This is a genomic window from Pseudomonas sp. PAGU 2196 (assembly GCF_022179005.1).
Taxonomy (GTDB): domain Bacteria; phylum Pseudomonadota; class Gammaproteobacteria; order Pseudomonadales; family Pseudomonadaceae; genus Aquipseudomonas; species Aquipseudomonas kermanshahensis.
Genome location: NZ_BNTL01000020.1, coordinates 80,100 through 97,169, shown reverse-complemented (window position 1 = coordinate 97,169; position 17,070 = coordinate 80,100). Strand labels below are relative to the sequence as shown.

Genomic DNA, 17,070 nt, shown 5'->3' with positions numbered 1-17,070 from the left:
GTCCTAATTTTGTTTTTGTGGTCGTGAGATCGAGGGGGCTGCGTTGCAGCCCATTCGCGGGGCAAGCCCGCTCCCACAGGAACGACACAGGTCTGAAATCTGCGGGGCTGCTGTGGGAGCGGGCTTGCCCCGCGAATGGGCCGCAACGCGGCCCCAAAGGCATTACAGGCTAGGCAGAACCCCAGCCGGCAGCAGCCCGGTCAGGCTGCCCTTGGCCAGCAGTTCGACGGCCTTCTCGATATCCGGCGCAAAGAACCGGTCGCGGTCATAGTGCGGCACTTCGCTGCGCAGCGCCTGACGCGCCTGCTCCAGCTTGGCGGAGGTCTTCAGCCCTTTGCGCAGGTCCAGGCCCTGGCAGGCGCCCAGCCATTCGATGGCCAGCACGCCACGGGTGTTCTCGGCCATTTCCCACAGGCGCTTGCCCGCCGCCGGGGCCATCGACACGTGGTCTTCCTGGTTGGCCGAGGTGGGCAGGCTGTCGACGCTGTGCGGGTGCGACAGCGCCTTGTTCTCGCTGGCCAGCGCAGCAGCGGTGACCTGGGCGATCATGAAGCCGGAGTTGACCCCACCGTTTTCCACCAGGAACGGCGGCAGTTGGGACATGTGCTTGTCCATCATCAGCGAAATGCGGCGCTCGCTCAGCGAGCCGATTTCGGCGATGGCCAGGGCCAGGTTGTCAGCGGCCATGGCCACCGGCTCTGCGTGGAAGTTACCGCCCGAGATCACGTCACCTTCAGCAGCGAACACCAGCGGGTTGTCGGACACGGCGTTGGCTTCGATGCCCAGCACTTCGGCAGCCTGGCGCAGCTGGGTCAGGCAAGCGCCCATGACCTGTGGCTGGCAGCGCAGCGAGTACGGGTCTTGGACCTTGTCGCAGTTCTTGTGCGATTGCGAGACTTCGCTGGTTTCACCCAGCAGGTCGCGGAAGCACGCGGCGGTGTCGATCTGGCCACGCTGGCCACGCACGGCATGCACCCGTGCATCGAACGGCGAACGCGAGCCCAGCGCCGCTTCGACGGTCAGGCCACCGCAGGCAATGGCAGCGGCGTACAGGTCTTCGGCGTAGAACAGCCCGCGCAAGGCGTAGGCCGAGGACGCCTGGGTGCCGTTGAGCAGGGCCAAGCCCTCTTTGGCGGCCAGGGTCAGAGGTTCCAGGCCAGCAACGGCCAGGGCTTCGGTGGCCGACAGCCACTGCCCCTTGTAGCGCGCCTTGCCTTCGCCGAGCAGCACCAGCGACATGTGCGCCAGCGGTGCCAGGTCGCCGGAAGCACCGACCGAGCCTTTGAGCGGGATGTGTGGGTAGACTTCGGCGTTGACCAGGGCGATCAGTGCATCGATCACCTTGCGGCGGATGCCGGAGAAACCACGGCTGAGGCTGTTGATCTTGAGCACCATGATCAAGCGCACCAGGTCGTCATCCAGCGGCGCGCCGATGCCGGCGGCGTGGGACAGCACCAGCGAGCGCTGCAGGTTTTCCAGGTCGTGGCTGGCAATGCGGGTCGAGGCCAGCAGGCCGAAACCGGTGTTGATGCCGTAGGCGGTGCGGTCTTCGGCAAGAATCTGTTCGACGCAGGCAACGCTGTCGTTGATCGGCTGGTCGGCGCTGGCATCCAGGCGCAGGCGCACGGGTGCGGCGTGGATCGCGCGCAGCTGGGCCAGGGTCAGGGTGCCAGGCTTGAGGGTCAGTTCGGTCACTTCGCTACTCCATTCTGTCGGGGCCCGCAGGCCCCTTCTTGTTGTTCAGTATCTCTCAAAGTGCAGCGATCAGCCCGTGATCATTGGCAGGTCGAGGCCTTGCTCTTTGGCGCAATCGACGGCGATGTCGTAGCCGGCGTCGGCATGGCGCATAACGCCGGTGCCTGGGTCGTTGGTCAGCACGCGGGCAATGCGCTCGGCGGCTTCATCGGTACCGTCGCAGACGATGACCATGCCCGAGTGCTGCGAGAAGCCCATGCCTACGCCGCCGCCGTGGTGCAGCGACACCCAGGTGGCGCCGCTGGCGGTGTTGAGCAGGGCATTGAGCAACGGCCAGTCGGAGACCGCGTCGGAGCCGTCACGCATGGCTTCGGTTTCGCGGTTGGGGCTCGATACCGAACCGGAGTCCAGGTGGTCGCGGCCAATCACGATCGGCGCCGACAGCTCGCCGCTGCGCACCATTTCGTTGAACGCCAGGCCCAGCTTGGCGCGCAGGCCCAGGCCGACCCAGCAGATACGCGCTGGCAGGCCTTGGAAGCTGATGCGCTCGCGGGCCATGTCCAGCCAGCGGTGCAGGTGGGCGTCGTCGGGGATCAGTTCTTTGACCTTGGCGTCGGTCTTGTAGATGTCATCGGCTTCGCCAGACAGCGCGGCCCAGCGGAACGGACCTACGCCGCGGCAGAACAGCGGGCGAATGTAGGCCGGTACGAAGCCTGGGAAGTCAAAGGCGTTGGCCACGCCCTCTTCCTTGGCCATCTGGCGAATGTTGTTGCCGTAGTCGAAGGTCGGGATGCCCTGCTTCTGGAAGTCGAGCATGGCCTGTACGTGTACGGCCATGGACTGCTTGGCAGCCTTGACCACCGCAGCCGGTTCGGTCTGCGCGCGGTCGCGGTACTGCTCCCAGGTCCAGCCGGCCGGCAGGTAGCCGTTGAGCGGGTCGTGGGCGCTGGTCTGGTCGGTGACCATGTCCGGGCGCACGCCACGCTTGACCAGCTCAGGCAGGATTTCAGCGGCGTTACCGTGCAAGGCGATAGAGATGGCCTTGCCTTCGGCGGTGTACTTGGCGATGCGCGCCAGGGCGTCGTCGAGGTCGTTGGCCTGCTCGTCGACGTAGCGGGTTTCCAGACGGAAATCGATACGGCTCTGCTGGCATTCGATGTTCAGCGAGCACGCGCCGGCCAGGGTCGCGGCCAGTGGCTGGGCGCCGCCCATGCCGCCGAGGCCTGCGGTCAGTACCCACTTGCCTTTCAGGCTGCCACCGTAGTGCTGGCGGCCGGCCTCGACGAAGGTTTCGTAGGTGCCCTGGACGATGCCCTGGCTGCCGATGTAGATCCAGCTGCCGGCGGTCATCTGGCCGTACATGGCCAGGCCCTTGGCATCCAGTTCGTTGAAGTGTTCCCAGTTAGCCCAGTGCGGCACCAGGTTGGAGTTGGCGATCAGCACGCGGGGGGCGTTGCTGTGGGTCTTGAACACGCCGACCGGCTTGCCCGACTGCACCAGCAGGGTTTCGTCGTCTTCCAGGCGGGTCAGGGTCTCGACGATCTTGTCGTAGCAGGCCCAGTTGCGGGCAGCGCGACCAATACCACCGTAGACCACCAGTTCTTTCGGGTTTTCGGCGACCTGCGGATCGAGGTTGTTCATCAGCATGCGCAGTGGCGCTTCGGTCAGCCAGCTTTTGGCGGTCAGCTTGTTGCCACGGGGGGCACGGATTTCAACGTCACGGTATTTGTTGTTGTCGGTCACGGGAAGGGTCCTCTGCGGTCGTCCGCGGGCAGGTGTGTCGTGGTCAATATACAAACACACCTTTACTTGTATGTACAAGCATGGACAACCAAATTTTTCCTTCCAAAATGCAAAGGGGCCGCTGCGCGACCCAATCGCCGGCAAGCCGGCTCCCACAAAGACCCTGTGGGAGCCGGCTTGCCGGCGATTGGGCTGCACAGCAGCCCCAGTTCCACGGCAATGAGATCAGCGCGCTGTCAGCTCGATCAGGCAAAAACGCCCCTGAACCTCCAGCCCCAGCAATTCATCGTTAGCCTCCAGCCGCAGGCAGTCATACAACCCCAGCCGCTGCATCTCACGCCCCGCCATGGCCACCTCGACCTGGCTACTGGCCGCAAACAACAATACCGTCGACGCCGCACTGAACAGCCGGTGGGTACCATCGAACCACTGCAACCGCGCCCGATAACGCTGCGGCGAATAGATCAGGTTGAAATCACGAATCGCCCCACCCAGCAACTTGCAACTGACCTGGCTCTCGCCGGCAAACGCAAAGGCATCGAACGGCAACAGCGGCCGACTGGCCTGGCCATCGACCAACAGGCGCATGCCATCACCCTGCAGCACGGTGATGATCCGCTGGTAACCGGCGAACGACGAGAACCCGCCTGACTCTTCGATATCGGCAATCGACAAACGCCAGCCAAACCCGTCGAGGCCCTCGCCGCTGTCGCGGGTGATTTCCTCGGTGAAGCCCCCGCCGTTCTTCCACGGCATGCGCGGGTACCCCTGCGCACGCAACACCTGCATCTGGCTCATTTGCTGAAACGTCCTTCAAGGCGATGACGGGAACCGGGGTGGATCAACCGCGCAGCGGTGACCGGCTGGCGACCGGACCAGGTGCGGCGGCGAATCAGCAGGCATGGCTCGCCCCGCTCGATCTGCAACAACTGGCACTCGTGCGGCTCCGCCAGGATCGCCTCAACCACGTGCTCACCCTCGGTCAACGGTGCGACCTGGGACAAGTAGGCGTAAGGCGTCTGCCGGGTGAAATCCTGCTTGAGGTAATCAGGGGCGATCGCTGCGTTGACGTAGCGGTCCTCGATTTGCACCGGGATGCCATTTTCGTAGTGCACGATCAGCGAATGGAACACCCGCTGGCCTTCGCGCATGTCCAGCGCGAGGGCGCGCTCGGAGCCGGCCGCTTCTTCGGTAAGGGTGATCACCTGGCAGCTATGCTGGTGGCCACGCCCGGCGATTTCGTCGGCGATGTTGTTGACCTCGAACAGCGCCGAACGGCTCTTGGGCTCGGCGACGAACGTGCCAACCCCTTGCATGCGCACCAGCAAGCCTTCGGCCGTGAGCTCACGCAGGGCGCGGTTGATGGTCATGCGGCTGAAGCCCAGTTGGCTGACCAGTTCGCTTTCCGAAGGGACCCGGTGATGAGGCGGCCAGCTGCCGTTGTCGATGTGCTGGATGATCATCTGTTTGACCCGCGCGTACAGCGGCGCCGGGCCCTCGCCCATCTGGGCAACCAGCGCGGAGACAGGAGGTGTCGGCACGGCGTTGGATCCTTGTGCGATTGAATGAGCGGTAGCTTGCCGCAGTTTACCCGGCAGGCAAACGCCTGTATATGTATATACAAGTTAACAATAACAGGATTTCACCGATGTCCGCCTACTTCGCCGAACGCGCCCTGCTGCCCAATGGGTGGGCCAGCAATGTCCGAATCGAGGTCGCCAGCGATGGCAGCGTGGCCCGTATCGAGCCCGATGCTTCGGCCGAAGGCGCCGAACGGCTGGCCGGCCCGCTGCTGCCGGGCATGCCCAACCTGCATTCCCATGCGTTTCAACGCGCCATGGCGGGGCTGGCGGAAGTGGCGGGCAACCCCAACGACAGCTTCTGGACCTGGCGTGACCTGATGTACCGCCTGGTGGGCCAGATCACCCCGGAACAACTGCAGGTCATCGCGCGCCAGCTGTATATCGAGATGCTCAAGGCCGGCTACACCTCGGTGGCCGAGTTCCACTACGTGCACCACGACCAGGCCGGCAAGCCCTACGCTGACCCTGCCGAATTGTCCCGGCGCATCAGCGCTGCGGCAGCCAGCAGCGGCATCGGCCTGACCCTGCTGCCGGTGCTCTACAGCCACGCCGGCTTCGGCGGCCAGGCTCCGAACGAAGGGCAACGGCGGTTCATCAACTCCACCGAGCAGTACCTGCGCCTGCAGGCACAGCTCGCCCCCCTGCTGGCCGCGCAGCCGGCACAGCAACTGGGCCTGTGCTTCCACTCGCTACGGGCGGTCACGCCAGGGCAGATCGCCCATGTGCTGGAGGCTGGCAGCCCGCACAGCCCGGTGCATATCCACATTGCCGAACAACAGAAGGAAGTCGACGACTGCCTGGCCTGGAGCGGCCGCCGCCCGCTGCAGTGGCTGTACGAACATGTCGACGTGAACGCGCGCTGGTGCCTGGTGCATGCCACCCATGCCGAAGCCGATGAAGTCACCGCCATGGCCCGCAGTGGCGCGGTGGCAGGCCTGTGCCTGACCACCGAGGCCAACCTGGGCGACGGTATCTTCCCGGCGGTGGATTACCTGGCACAAGGTGGGCGCATGGGCATTGGCTCGGACAGCCATGTGTCGCTCAGCGTGGTGGAGGAGCTGCGTTGGCTGGAGTATGGCCAGCGGCTACGCGATCAACGGCGCAACCGGTTGTATCGCGGCGACCAACCGATGGTCGGCCGCACGCTGTATGACGCGGCCTTGAGCGGCGGTGCCCAGGCGCTTGGGCAAGCGGTCGGCGAGTTGGCAGTGGGCAAGCGAGCCGACTGGCTGGTGCTCGACGGGCAGGACCCGTACATCGCCACGGCAAAGGGCGATGCGATTCTCAACCGCTGGCTGTTCGCGGGCGGCGATCGCCAGGTGCGCGATGTGATGGTCAACGGGCAATGGGTAGTGCGCCAGGGGCGCCATGCGCAGGAAGAGGAAAGCGCGCGGGCGTTCGTCGAGGTTCTGCGTCAACTGCTGAACTGAGGGTAGATGCAGCCTTGTGCTGCGAAGAGGCCGGTATTACCCCAGCATTTGCTGAATGCATACGGGCCTCTTCGCAGCACGAGGCTGCTCCTACACGCACAGCGTGAATGGCATCAATGAGACTTGACGATCTGCTGGTCAGCCGTGCGCCAGATCAGCCGGCTGGTGTCATACCCCTGCTGCCGTGCCTTGGCCAGCAAGCTCTCGCGCTGCCAGGCTGGCAGGCTCGGTGTGCGGGACAGGATCCACAGGTATTTGCGGTCCGGGCTGCCGACGATCGCCGTGTGGTAGCGGTCGTCCACGTACAGAATCCAGTACTCGCCTCTCGCCACACCCGGCACCAGGCGCGTGAACCAGTTATCGAACTCTACCCACAGCTTGTCGGTATGCCCCGGCTCCTGGATGTTGGCATGCCCCTCGGCGCGCAGCCATTCGTCGCCGATCGTGCGGCAGCGATTGAGCACGCCAAACGTGCCGTCCTGCTTCAGGTTGTAATGCGCCTCGGACTGCTCGCAGCCCTCCTGGTAGCGCATCGGCAGGCGCGCCAGCTCGTACCATTTGCCCTGGTAACGCTTGAGGTCGACATTGCCGGCGGTTTTCGGCGCCAGCGGGTCATGTGCAGACGTGGCGCAGCCGCCTAGCAGCATCACCAGGCACAACCCCAGTAGCAGGTGGACACGCCTCATTTGAGGCCCTGCCCTGAATACATCAGCACCTTGTCGGCCGCGTATTGCACGCTGATAAAGCTCTTCTCGTCCCCCCAGGTACAGCTGCTCATGCCCAGTGCGCCAGAGCACTCGGTGGGCGTGCCGAGCAGTTGCTCGACCTCGGCCTTGTTCATACCGGCCTTGAGCTTGGAATAGTTTTCCTGGTTGATCTTGCTGCACGCGGTCAGAACGACGCACAGGGACAACAGGGCGAGGGAACGCAACGACATGAAGGACACTCCTGAACAGGGGATACAGGCGAGTGGCCTGCAGTGACCTTCGACGGGAAAATCCCTCCCTGGTTCCCTGCCCTCCCCCCTTTTCACCTACACCATTGGTCGGCTGGCCAATGGCAGGCACAAAAAAACCGCGCCTGCAGATGCACGCGCGGTTTTTGTGTCGCGACAGGCCTGCGCAGCAGGCCCAGCGGCAATCAGAACCTGGAGCCAGGCTCCAGCAAAAAGTCCATCTCTTCGCTGGTGCTCGGCCGCTCCAGCATCAGGTTGCGGTGCGGGAAGCGCCCGAACCGGGCAATCACCCGCTGGTGCTGCTCGGCGTAGTCGAGGAACCCCTCGAACAACCGGCGATTGGCCTCAGGTTGCTCGTCCAGCAGCATCTGGTAACGCTCGACACACAGGTTTTGCCAGTCCAGCACCTCGGCATGCTCCAACACCAGCAGCACGAACACCCGCTGGATCGGCAGCAACTGGTAATCCCAGGCTTTTTGCAGGCCCTGCATGGCCACCACCTGGGCACGCCGGTCGCCCTCGAAGGCGCGCGGCGTGTCGCGGTAGATCATGCGAGGCAGCTGGTCCAGCAGGATCAGCAGGCCGAGCCAGCCTTGCGGGCTCTGCTGCCACTCTTCGAGCCCGCCCGCCAGGGCGTGTTCGACCAAGTCGCCAAACAGCGCCTGGGCCTCGGCATCGTGATGCTTGCCGAACCACAGCGTGCTCTTCTCGTCAGCCACGGCCTGGGGACTGGTGCCCCAACCGAACCACCACTCCAGCAACGGCTGCCAAGGTGCCAGCATGACTTACTCCTTGTGATACGCGGTGACGCGCTCGACCTCTTCCTTCGAGCCGAGGATGACCGACACACGCTGGTGCAGGCTCTCTGGCTTGATGTCGAGGATACGATCGTAACCATTGGTGGATGCGCCGCCAGCCTGCTCGATGATGAACGACATCGGGTTGGCTTCGTACATCAGGCGCAGCTTGCCCGGCTTGCTCGGGTCGCGAGCGTCACGCGGGTACATGAACAGGCCGCCACGGGTCAGGATGCGGTGCACGTCGGCGACCATCGAGGCGATCCAACGCATGTTGTAGTTCTTTTTCAGCGGACCGGTTTCACCGGCCAGCAGTTCGTCCACGTAACGCTGTACCGGGGCTTCCCAGTGGCGCTGGTTGGACATGTTGATGGCGAATTCGGCGGTGGTGGCCGGTACCTGGATGTTTTCGTGGGTCAGGACGAAGCTGCCCAGTTCGCGGTCCAGGGTGAAGCCCTTGACGCCATTGCCCAGGGTCAGGATCAGCATGGTCTGCGGGCCGTAGATGGCATAACCGGCAGCAACCTGCTCGGTGCCTGGCTGCAGGAACGCTTCTTCGTTGAGGCTTTCGTTCTGGCTCAGGTACTGGTTAGGGCAACGCAGTACCGAGAAGATGGTGCCGACCGAAACGTTGACGTCGATGTTCGACGAGCCGTCCAGCGGGTCGAAGACCAGCAGGTAGGCGCCTTTCGGGTATTTGCCTGGGATCTGGTAGGCGTTGTCCATTTCTTCGGACGCCATGCCGGCCAGGTGGCCGCCCCACTCGTTGGCCTCCAGCAGGATGTCGTTGGAGATAACGTCCAGCTTCTTCTGTACTTCGCCTTGCACGTTTTCGGTGCCCATGCTGCCCAGTACGCCGCCCAGGGCGCCTTTGGACACGTGGTGGCTGATCTCTTTGCACGCGCGCGCCACCACTTCGATCAGGAAGCGCAGATCGGCAGGGGTATTGTTGCTGCGGGTCTGCTCAATCAGATAGCGACTCAGGGTAACGCGGGACATGTATGGCTCCGAAATGGAAAGGGGGAGAAAAACCCCCGCAGTTTACAGGGAGAGTGCGATGCTAGCGAGTGATGAGACTCGTCTGGGCTGTCTGACGGCACAATAGGTCGGTAGTTCAGCCTTTGCCAGGCCGGCTGTCGACTGGGGCCGCGGTGCGCCCCATTCGCGGGCAAGCCCGCCCCCACAGGTTTTGCGCAACCTTCAAGGCAACGCAGACCCTGTGGGAGCGGGCTTGCCCCGCGAATGGGCCGCACCGCGGCCCCAATGCTCAATCCAGTGCCTTCCAGATCTCCCCCGCATACTCCCGGATGGTCCGGTCCGACGAGAACCAACCCATCTTTGCCGTGTTCAGCACCGCCATCCGCCACCATTCCTGCGGCGTATGCCACAGCTCCTCGACCCGCCGCTGAGCATCCCAGTAGGCATCGAAATCGGCGCACACCAGGAAGCGGTCATACGCCACCAGCCCATCGATCAACCCGGTATAGCGCGAGGGATCATCAGGCGAGAACACCCCGCTGCGAATCGATTGAAGCACGTCGTTCAAGCGGCTCGACTCGGCAATCGCCACACTGGCGCCAAAGTCTCCCGCTCGCCGCCGCGCCTCGACCTGCTGCGCCGTCAGGCCAAAGATGAACATGTTGTCGGCCCCCACGTGCTCGCACATCTCGACGTTGGCGCCGTCCAGCGTGCCGATGGTCAGCGCGCCATTGAGGCCGAACTTCATGTTGCTGGTACCCGATGCTTCATAGCCGGCGGTAGAAATCTGCTCGGACAGGTCCGCCGCCGGTATGATGCTTTCGGCCAGGCTGACGTTGTAGTTGGGCAGGAACACCACCTTGAGCAGGCCGCGCACGGTCGGGTCGTTGTTCACCACCCGAGCGATGTCGTTGGCCAGCTTGATGATCAGCTTGGCCTGGTGATAGCTGGCCGCAGCCTTGCCGGCGAAAATCTTCACCCTCGGCACCCAGTTGGTGCCTGGGTCGTTGCGTATGGCCTGGTACAAGGCCACGGTGTGCAACAGGTTGAGCAGTTGGCGCTTGTATTCGTGGATGCGCTTGACCTGCACATCGAACAGCGCCTCCGGGTTGACCGTCACGCCGATACGGTCCTGGATGATGCTGGCCAGGGCGCGCTTACTGTGCAGGCGCTGGGCGGCGAACTGCTTGCGGAAGCTGCTCTTGTCGGCAAACGGCACCAGGTTGGCGAGTAAGCCTTCCGGGTCGTCCTTGAGCTCCGGGCCCAGCGCCTCGACCAGCATTTCGGTCAACTGCGGGTTGGACTGGTACAGCCAACGCCGGAACGTGATGCCGTTGGTCTTGTTGTTGATCCGCTGCGGGTAGAGCTTGTGCAGCTCGGCGAACACCGTGCTCTTCATCAACTTGCTGTGCAGTGCCGACACGCCGTTGACGCTGTGCGACCCCAGAAACGCCAGGTTGCCCATGCGGACCCGGCGGCCGTTTTCTTCCTCGATCAACGACACCGCCCGCAGCACGTCGAAGTCGTGCAGGCCTTTCGCGCGCAGGGCGTCGATATGGTAGGCGTTGATCAAGTAGATGATCTGCATGTGCCGCGGCAGCATGCGCTCCATCAGCGCCACTGGCCAAGTTTCCAATGCCTCGGGCAGCAGGGTGTGGTTGGTGTAGGCCAGGGTGCCGACGGTCAGCTCCCAGGCCTTTTCCCACGAGATTTCATGCTGGTCGACCAGCAGGCGCATCAACTCGGCCACGGCAATCGACGGGTGCGTGTCGTTGAGCTGGATGGCCGCCGCATCGGGCAGGTTGAGCAAGTCCTTGTGCATGTTCAGGTGGCGCCGCAGCAGGTCCTGCAGCGAGGCCGAAACGAAGAAGTATTCCTGGCGCAGGCGCAGCTCCTGGCCAGCTTCGGTGCTGTCGGCCGGGTAGAGAACGCGTGAGATGCTCTCGGCACGGGCCACTTCGGCGACCGCGCCCAGGTGGTCACCGGCGTTGAAGCGCTCCAGGTGCAGCTCTTCCAGCGCCCGGGCACGCCACAGGCGCAAGGTGTTGACGCTGGCGCCACGCCAGCCGACCACCGGCGTGTCATAGGCCACCGCGCGCACCGTCTCGCCAGGCCACCACACTTGCCGTTGCTGGCCGTGGGTGTCTTGCACCGTTTCGACGCTGCCGCCGAAACTGATCGGGTAGATCACCTCGGCGCGCTCGAACTCCCAGGGGTTGCCAAAGTCCAGCCAGTTTTCGGTCTGCTCCTGCTGCCAGCCATCGACCACCGCCTGGCGAAACAGGCCGTGCTCGTAGCGGATGCCGTAGCCGTGGGCGGCGATGCCCAGGGTCGACATGCTTTCCATGAAGCAAGCGGCGAGCCGCCCCAGGCCACCGTTGCCCAGCGCCGCATCCGGCTCGAGCAGGCGGATACGCTCCAGGTCGACATCCAGGCCATCAAGGGCTTCACGGGCGATGTCCAGCAAGCCCAGGTTGCTCAAGCTGTCGTACAGCAGCCGCCCGATGAGAAATTCCAGAGAAAGGTAATACACCCGCTTTTGACTGCGCCGGTAGGCCTGACGGGTGTGGTCCATCCAGTGATCGACCATGTGATCACGCGCGGCCAGGGCAATGGCTTCGAACCAGTCATGGTCGAAGGCATGCTCGGGGTCCTTGCCGACCGCGTAGGTCAGCTTATCCAGTACAGCGGCGCGAAAATCGGCCACCTCGGCGTCACGTGCTTTGGGTTCCTGGGACATGCGGCATCCTCGGGCAAGTTGACGAATACGGAGGGAGAGTGAAGAGACTAGACCCTTCGACAGGGACTTACCGTTCCTGTTCGCAGTTTTCATGCCTGAACACTGAATCAACACCGTGAATCGGGCAAAAGGTTGTTCACAAATTGAACAACTCCGGTATCATCGCGCGCCCCAAGCCCGTGATTCACCCCCATAACGATGAAAACGACCCTGATCGCCGCCGCCGAAGTCGACCGCCTGGAGACTTGGCAGCGCTATGCCAGCCACATGTGCGGTGGCTGCCACTCGACCTGTTGCACCCTGCCGGTGGAGGTGAAGATCAAGGATCTGATCCGCATTGGCGTGGTAGACGAGTTCGAAAAAGACGAACCGCCCAAAAACGTGGCCAAACGCCTGCAGAAGGAAGGCATCATCGAACGCTTCAACCAGAAGTCAGGCATTTTCACCCTGACCCGGATGAGCAACGATGACTGCATGTACCTGGATCGTAAGAGCCGGCTGTGCACCATTTATGACAAGCGCCCGGACACCTGCCGCAACCACCCCAAGGTCGGGCCGCGGCCGGGGTATTGTGCTTACAAGCCTAAAGTGGTTGGGCGTTGACGATCCATCAGAGACCCAATAGACTTTCAACCGTCTTGATGTACACGGAGCTTCCCTCGGGAAGTGTCTAGACGCCGCCACCTGGTTCCGGCCGTGCCGGTTGATGGGATAAGTCCCTAAGGGCATCCGCGATACGACCCCCTTAATTGGGGGTTTCGTATTTCTGCAGCCAGCTAACGCTGCACTGGCCGTCGAATCGGCTCATTTCTCAGCTTCTTCATTATCAACAGCCAGCCCTTTATCTTTTCATGCCGTTTCAGGCGAAGCGGACGATGAGAGGGATGATCAACGTCTCGCACGTAGGCACTTTCAACATATACCTTCAGGCTCTGGGCTGATTCACGACGCAGACTGAAATAGACCTCATAGCGGCTTCCTTCTGGATAGCCAAATTGATGCCCTTCCATGGTCAGCCAGTTGCTATGCCCCGTAAACAGACACTGCCTATCCGCCAGTGATGCCATGATGGTCGGCAGTTGCACGGACAGCCTGTATCGCCCAGCGCAAAACGCCCGGCATATCCCCCTGTGATCTATCAGCAAATGCTCGAGGCCTAGAGCCTCGAAATTCAATTCAGCACCTTGCTTCGGCCCGTAACTGACACAGTGGCTTGAATACTCTATTACCAGCGTCACTTCTTGCGGTTCCTGAGTGGAATGGGCTGGGATAACTACTTGATGCAAGCCGGGACGCAAGTGGAGCAAGCTCCAGGACACTCCCGCAACATCAATATGGCCACGCGCCAAATGCTCCTTCCACCCCCTGCCCTTCATCTTCGGCTCCCTGATTTCTACAAGCAGGCAGCGTACTGTGGCTATGGTGCATTGCCAAAAACTGCTTAGTTAGCAATTACTTCCGTTGCAACATGGGGCAATAAACGCCCCAAACAAAAACGCCCCCGGCCTTTCGACCGGGGGCGTTTTCATTCAGCCACAGCTAAATCAGCTGTTTTTGGCTTTCTTGGCAGCGCGGGTACGCTCGCTTTCGTCCAGGATCTTCTTGCGAAGACGGATGGACTTCGGCGTGACTTCGCACAGCTCGTCTTCCTGGATGTATTCCAGAGCCTGTTCCAGGGTGAAGCGAACAGGCGGAACCAGGGCGATGACTTCGTCTTTACCCGAAGCACGCATGTTGTCGAGCTTCTTGCCCTTGGTAGGGTTGACGCCCAGGTCGTTGTCGCGGCTGTTCTGGCCGATGATCTGACCGTTGTAGATCTCTTGACCGTGCTCGACAAACAGCTTGCCACGCGCCTGGAGGGTTTCCAGCGAGTAGGTCAGCGCCTTGCCGGTTTCGACCGAAACCAGTACGCCGTTCTGACGGCCGGACATGTGACCGGACTTCACGGTGTCGTAGCGATCGAAGATCGAGGTCAGGATGCCTGCACCGTTGGTCAGGGTCAGGAACTGGTTACGGAAACCGATTAGACCACGCGCCGGGATGTTGTATTCCAGGCGTACACGGCCCTTGCCATCCGGGACCATGTTGGTCAGGTCGCCTTTACGCAGACCCATCTCTTCCATGACCTTGCCCTGGGCTTCTTCAGGGATGTCGATGGTGACGTTTTCGAACGGTTCCTGCTTCACGCCGTCCACTTCGCGGATGATCACTTCTGGGCGGCCCAGGGCCAGCTCGAAGCCTTCGCGACGCATGGTTTCGATCAGTACCGAGAGGTGCAGCTCACCACGGCCCGAGACTTTGAACTTGTCTGGGGAGTCGGTTTCTTCAACGCGCAGGGCAACGTTGTACAGCAGCTCTTTGTCCAGACGGTCCTTGATGTTACGGCTGGTGACGAACTTGCCTTCCTTGCCGCAGAACGGCGAGTCGTTGACCTGGAAGGTCATCGAAACGGTAGGCTCGTCAACGGTCAGCGGCTTCATCGCCTCAACGGCAGTCGGGTCGCACAGGGTGTCGGAGATGAACAGCTCGTCGAAACCGCTGATGCAGACGATGTCGCCAGCCTGGGCTTCTTCGACATCGACGCGGTGCAGGCCGTGGTGGCCCATCAGCTTGAGGATACGGCCGTTACGCTTCTTGCCGTCAGCGTCGATGGCGACAACCGGGGTGTTCGGCTTGATGCGACCACGGGCAATACGGCCAACACCGATAACACCCAGGAAGCTGTTGTAGTCCAGAGCGGAGATCTGCATCTGGAACGGGCCGTCACGGTCAACAGCTGGCGCTGGAACGTGGTCGATGACAGCCTGGTACAGGGCAGTCATGTCTTCGCCCATTTCGGTGTGGTCCAGACCGGCGATGCCGTTCAGGGCCGAGGCGTAGACGACTTTGAAGTCCAGCTGTTCGTCGGTGGCACCGAGGTTGTCGAACAGGTCGAAGATCTGGTCCAGAACCCAGTCAGGACGCGCGCCCGGGCGGTCAACCTTGTTGATGACAACGATTGGCTTCAGGCCAGCTTCGAAGGCCTTTTTGGTCACGAAGCGGGTTTGCGGCATCGGGCCGTCTTGAGCGTCGACCAGCAGCAGCACGGAGTCGACCATCGACATTACACGCTCAACCTCGCCACCGAAGTCGGCGTGGCCGGGGGTGTCGACGATGTTGATGTGGTAGCCGTTCCAGTTGATGGCGGTGTTTTTCGCCAGAATGGTAATACCGCGCTCTTTTTCCTGGTCGTTGGAGTCCATGACGCGCTCGTCGTTGAGCTCGTTACGCTCCAGAGTGCCGGACTGACGCAGGAGTTTGTCGACCAACGTGGTTTTACCATGGTCAACGTGGGCGATGATGGCGATGTTACGCAGATTTTCGATCACAAGTGTATCTCGATCAGAGGATTCGGTTGCCGCCTAGTCTAGGCGACCAATATGTAAGGTATAAGGCTCAGCAGGCCCGGTGGTCGGGAGGGCGATGGCGGATGCTGCCGCCATACAGCCCTGGCGTCTTATGCCGGACGATAAACACGCACATTGGCATGTCCCTCACTGAGCAGGTGGTGTGCGTGCAGTCGGCTCATCACACCCTTGTCGCAATACAGCAGGTACTGGCGTGTTTCATCCAGCTGCTTGAAGCGACTATTAATTGCATAAAATGGCATCACCTGGACTTCGATGCCCTCGATCACCAAGGGTTCGTCTTCCTGGGCATCGGGGTGACGGATGTCGATGACGATCTGGCCAGGCAGCGCTTCGCGCACTTCTTCCACCTCGACGTCCTTGCCCAGCTCATCGATCACGTGGTCGATCGAGATGAACTTGGCGCGTTCGAGGGCGCGCTCCAGCACGGCCATGTCGAATTGCTTCTCTTCATGCTCCATGCGGTGACGCTTGGCGTGGGTGGTCGGGTTTACCGAGATCACGCCGCAGTATTCAGGCATGTGCTTGGCGAAGTCGGCGGTGCCGATTTCGGTGGCCTGGTCGATGATGTCCTGCTTGTGGCTGGCCAGCAGCGGGCGCAGCACCAGCTTGTCGGTCGCCGAGTCGATGATCGACAGGTTCGGCAGGGTCTGGCTGGAGACCTGGGAAATTGCCTCGCCGGTGACCAGCGCGTCGATCTGCAGGCGGTCGGCCATATGGGCGGCGCCGCGCAACATCATGCGCTTGAGGGTCACGCCCATGTAGCTGTTGTCGACCTTGTTGAGGATCTCGCCGACCACTTCTTCGAACGGCACGCTGATGAACAGCACGCGCTGGCTGCTGCCGTACTTTTTCCACAGGTAGTGGGCAACTTCCATCACCCCCAGTTCGTGGGCACGGCCGCCGAGGTTGAAGAAGCAGAAGTGGGTCATCAGGCCACGGCGCATCATCTGGTAGGCCGCCACGGTGGAGTCGAAGCCACCGGACATCAGTACCAAGGTTTGCTCCAGGGCGCCCAGCGGATAGCCGCCGATGCCCTGGTGCTGGTTGTGGATCACGTACAGGCGCTGGTTGCGAATTTCGATGCGCACCAGGACTTCCGGGTTCTTCAGCTCGATGCCGGCGGCGCCACACTGCTGACGCAGTTGGCTGCCGACGTAGCGGTCGACGTCCATCGACGTGAAGTCGTGGTGGCCGCCGCGCTTGCAGCGTACGGCGAAGTGCTTGCCCGCCAGCAGGTGACCGAAGTGATGCTTGCACTTCTCGACGATGTCGTCGAAGTCGCCGAGCGGGTATTCCTCGACCTGCAGGAAGTGGGTGATACCCGGCGTGCAGGTGAGGCGCTCGATCATCTCGCGCTGGACCTTCTCGTCTTCGACGCGGGTGACCACTTCGAGATTATCCCAGACACCATCGACCGCGAGCTCAGGATCCAGATCCTTGAGCACGTTGCGGATGTTCTTGCCGAGCTGACGGATGAAGCGCTTGCGCACCGGCCGGCTCTTGATGGTGATTTCTGGGAAGACTTTGACGATAAGTTTCATTGGTTAACAGCGCGCGCAGGGCCTGCCGAAAATGAGGGGCGCGAATTATATCGGAAATTGCTCAGGATTTGACCAACTTTTGATCAGAAGCTTTGAGATAAATGCAAGGCCGGGGTTTTGGGGTGCCTGTTCCGGCCCTTTCGCGGGTAAACCCGCTCCTACAGGGGATTGCACAATCTTCGAAATCCCTGCGGTCCC

Annotated in this window: 14 protein-coding genes; 2 read left to right on the top strand and 12 right to left on the bottom strand. The window is 62.1% G+C overall.

Annotated elements, in window-relative coordinates:
* Window positions 1–162 precede the first annotated feature (162 nt).
* The 4 genes from hutH to hutC all read right to left on the bottom strand — a co-directional run bounded on the left by hutH (window position 163) and on the right by hutC (window position 4,943).
* Window positions 163–1,695: a histidine ammonia-lyase gene (gene hutH / locus MFF34_RS17995; protein WP_027592396.1), complete on the bottom strand. Its 1,533-nt coding sequence runs from the start codon at window positions 1,693–1,695 to the stop codon at window positions 163–165.
* Between the two features lie 69 nt (window positions 1,696–1,764).
* Window positions 1,765–3,438 (bottom strand): urocanate hydratase, encoded by a 1,674-nt coding sequence (gene hutU, locus MFF34_RS17990; RefSeq protein ID WP_027592395.1) that lies wholly within the window; start codon window positions 3,436–3,438, stop codon window positions 1,765–1,767.
* Between the two features lie 225 nt (window positions 3,439–3,663).
* Entirely contained in the window at window positions 3,664–4,236 is a 573-nt protein-coding gene (locus tag MFF34_RS17985) for a HutD family protein (protein WP_238215633.1), read from the bottom strand.
* A complete protein-coding gene (hutC, locus tag MFF34_RS17980; protein WP_172960436.1) occupies window positions 4,233–4,943 on the bottom strand; it encodes a histidine utilization repressor in 711 nt (236 codons plus the stop codon). Before hutC ends, MFF34_RS17985 begins: the two co-directional genes overlap by 4 nt.
* A gap of 143 nt (window positions 4,944–5,086) precedes the next feature.
* On the opposite strand from hutC, the gene MFF34_RS17975 reads away from it, so the two are divergent.
* A complete protein-coding gene (locus MFF34_RS17975) occupies window positions 5,087–6,451 on the top strand; it encodes a formimidoylglutamate deiminase (protein WP_238215632.1) in 1,365 nt (454 codons plus the stop codon).
* A 113-nt stretch (window positions 6,452–6,564) separates the two neighbouring features.
* Here the strand turns inward: MFF34_RS17975 and MFF34_RS17970 are convergent, their stop codons facing one another.
* The 5 genes from MFF34_RS17970 to MFF34_RS17950 form a co-directional block, all read right to left on the bottom strand.
* Window positions 6,565–7,137, bottom strand: coding sequence for a lipocalin family protein (locus tag MFF34_RS17970; RefSeq protein WP_186677171.1), 573 nt, complete (start codon window positions 7,135–7,137; stop codon window positions 6,565–6,567).
* Entirely contained in the window at window positions 7,134–7,388 is a 255-nt protein-coding gene (gene bamE / locus MFF34_RS17965) for an outer membrane protein assembly factor BamE (protein WP_079230016.1), read from the bottom strand. The genes MFF34_RS17970 and bamE overlap by 4 nt, the downstream gene beginning before the upstream one ends.
* A 203-nt stretch (window positions 7,389–7,591) precedes the next feature.
* Entirely contained in the window at window positions 7,592–8,188 is a 597-nt protein-coding gene (locus MFF34_RS17960) for a DUF924 family protein (RefSeq protein ID WP_238215630.1), read from the bottom strand.
* Window positions 8,189–8,191: 3 nt separating this feature from the next.
* On the bottom strand, window positions 8,192–9,202 hold the full coding sequence (locus MFF34_RS17955) for a class 1 fructose-bisphosphatase (protein ID WP_027592388.1): 1,011 nt from the start codon (window positions 9,200–9,202) through the stop codon (window positions 8,192–8,194).
* 268 nt (window positions 9,203–9,470) lie between these two features.
* Window positions 9,471–11,921 (bottom strand): glycogen/starch/alpha-glucan phosphorylase, encoded by a 2,451-nt coding sequence (locus MFF34_RS17950; RefSeq protein WP_238215627.1) that lies wholly within the window; start codon window positions 11,919–11,921, stop codon window positions 9,471–9,473.
* Window positions 11,922–12,119: 198 nt separating this feature from the next.
* Between MFF34_RS17950 and MFF34_RS17945 the strand changes: the two genes are divergently transcribed.
* Entirely contained in the window at window positions 12,120–12,524 is a 405-nt protein-coding gene (locus MFF34_RS17945; protein ID WP_016712459.1) for a YkgJ family cysteine cluster protein, read from the top strand.
* 173 nt (window positions 12,525–12,697) lie between these two features.
* Here MFF34_RS17945 and MFF34_RS17940 read toward each other — a convergent pair whose 3' ends face one another.
* The 3 genes from MFF34_RS17940 to thiI all read right to left on the bottom strand — a co-directional run bounded on the left by MFF34_RS17940 (window position 12,698) and on the right by thiI (window position 16,872).
* The gene (locus tag MFF34_RS17940; RefSeq protein ID WP_238215625.1) at window positions 12,698–13,006 is read right to left on the bottom strand and encodes a hypothetical protein; all 309 of its coding nucleotides are present in this window, start codon (window positions 13,004–13,006) and stop codon (window positions 12,698–12,700) included.
* 459 nt (window positions 13,007–13,465) lie between these two features.
* Window positions 13,466–15,289: a translational GTPase TypA gene (typA, locus tag MFF34_RS17935; protein ID WP_027592386.1), complete on the bottom strand. Its 1,824-nt coding sequence runs from the start codon at window positions 15,287–15,289 to the stop codon at window positions 13,466–13,468.
* Between the two features lie 128 nt (window positions 15,290–15,417).
* Window positions 15,418–16,872 carry a tRNA uracil 4-sulfurtransferase ThiI gene (gene thiI, locus MFF34_RS17930; protein ID WP_238215623.1) on the bottom strand — a complete coding sequence of 485 codons (1,455 nt, stop codon included), beginning with the start codon at window positions 16,870–16,872 and terminating at the stop codon, window positions 15,418–15,420.
* Window positions 16,873–17,070: the final 198 nt, after the last annotated feature.

Excerpts from the sequence above, each read along its gene's own strand:
- thiI (WP_238215623.1), bottom strand. The coding sequence starts at position 16,872 with ATGAAACTTATCGTCAAAGTCTTCCCAGAAATCACCATCAAGAGCCGG.
- MFF34_RS17960 (WP_238215630.1), bottom strand. The coding sequence starts at position 8,188 with ATGCTGGCACCTTGGCAGCCGTTGCTGGAGTGGTGGTTCGGTTGGGGC.
- MFF34_RS17970 (WP_186677171.1), bottom strand. The coding sequence starts at position 7,137 with ATGAGGCGTGTCCACCTGCTACTGGGGTTGTGCCTGGTGATGCTGCTA.
- hutC (WP_172960436.1), bottom strand. The coding sequence starts at position 4,943 with ATGGGCGAGGGCCCGGCGCCGCTGTACGCGCGGGTCAAACAGATGATC.
- MFF34_RS17945 (WP_016712459.1), top strand. The coding sequence starts at position 12,120 with ATGAAAACGACCCTGATCGCCGCCGCCGAAGTCGACCGCCTGGAGACT.
- MFF34_RS17950 (WP_238215627.1), bottom strand. The coding sequence starts at position 11,921 with ATGTCCCAGGAACCCAAAGCACGTGACGCCGAGGTGGCCGATTTTCGC.
- bamE (WP_079230016.1), bottom strand. The coding sequence starts at position 7,388 with ATGTCGTTGCGTTCCCTCGCCCTGTTGTCCCTGTGCGTCGTTCTGACC.
- MFF34_RS17975 (WP_238215632.1), top strand. The coding sequence starts at position 5,087 with ATGTCCGCCTACTTCGCCGAACGCGCCCTGCTGCCCAATGGGTGGGCC.
- MFF34_RS17985 (WP_238215633.1), bottom strand. The coding sequence starts at position 4,236 with ATGAGCCAGATGCAGGTGTTGCGTGCGCAGGGGTACCCGCGCATGCCG.
- MFF34_RS17955 (WP_027592388.1), bottom strand. The coding sequence starts at position 9,202 with ATGTCCCGCGTTACCCTGAGTCGCTATCTGATTGAGCAGACCCGCAGC.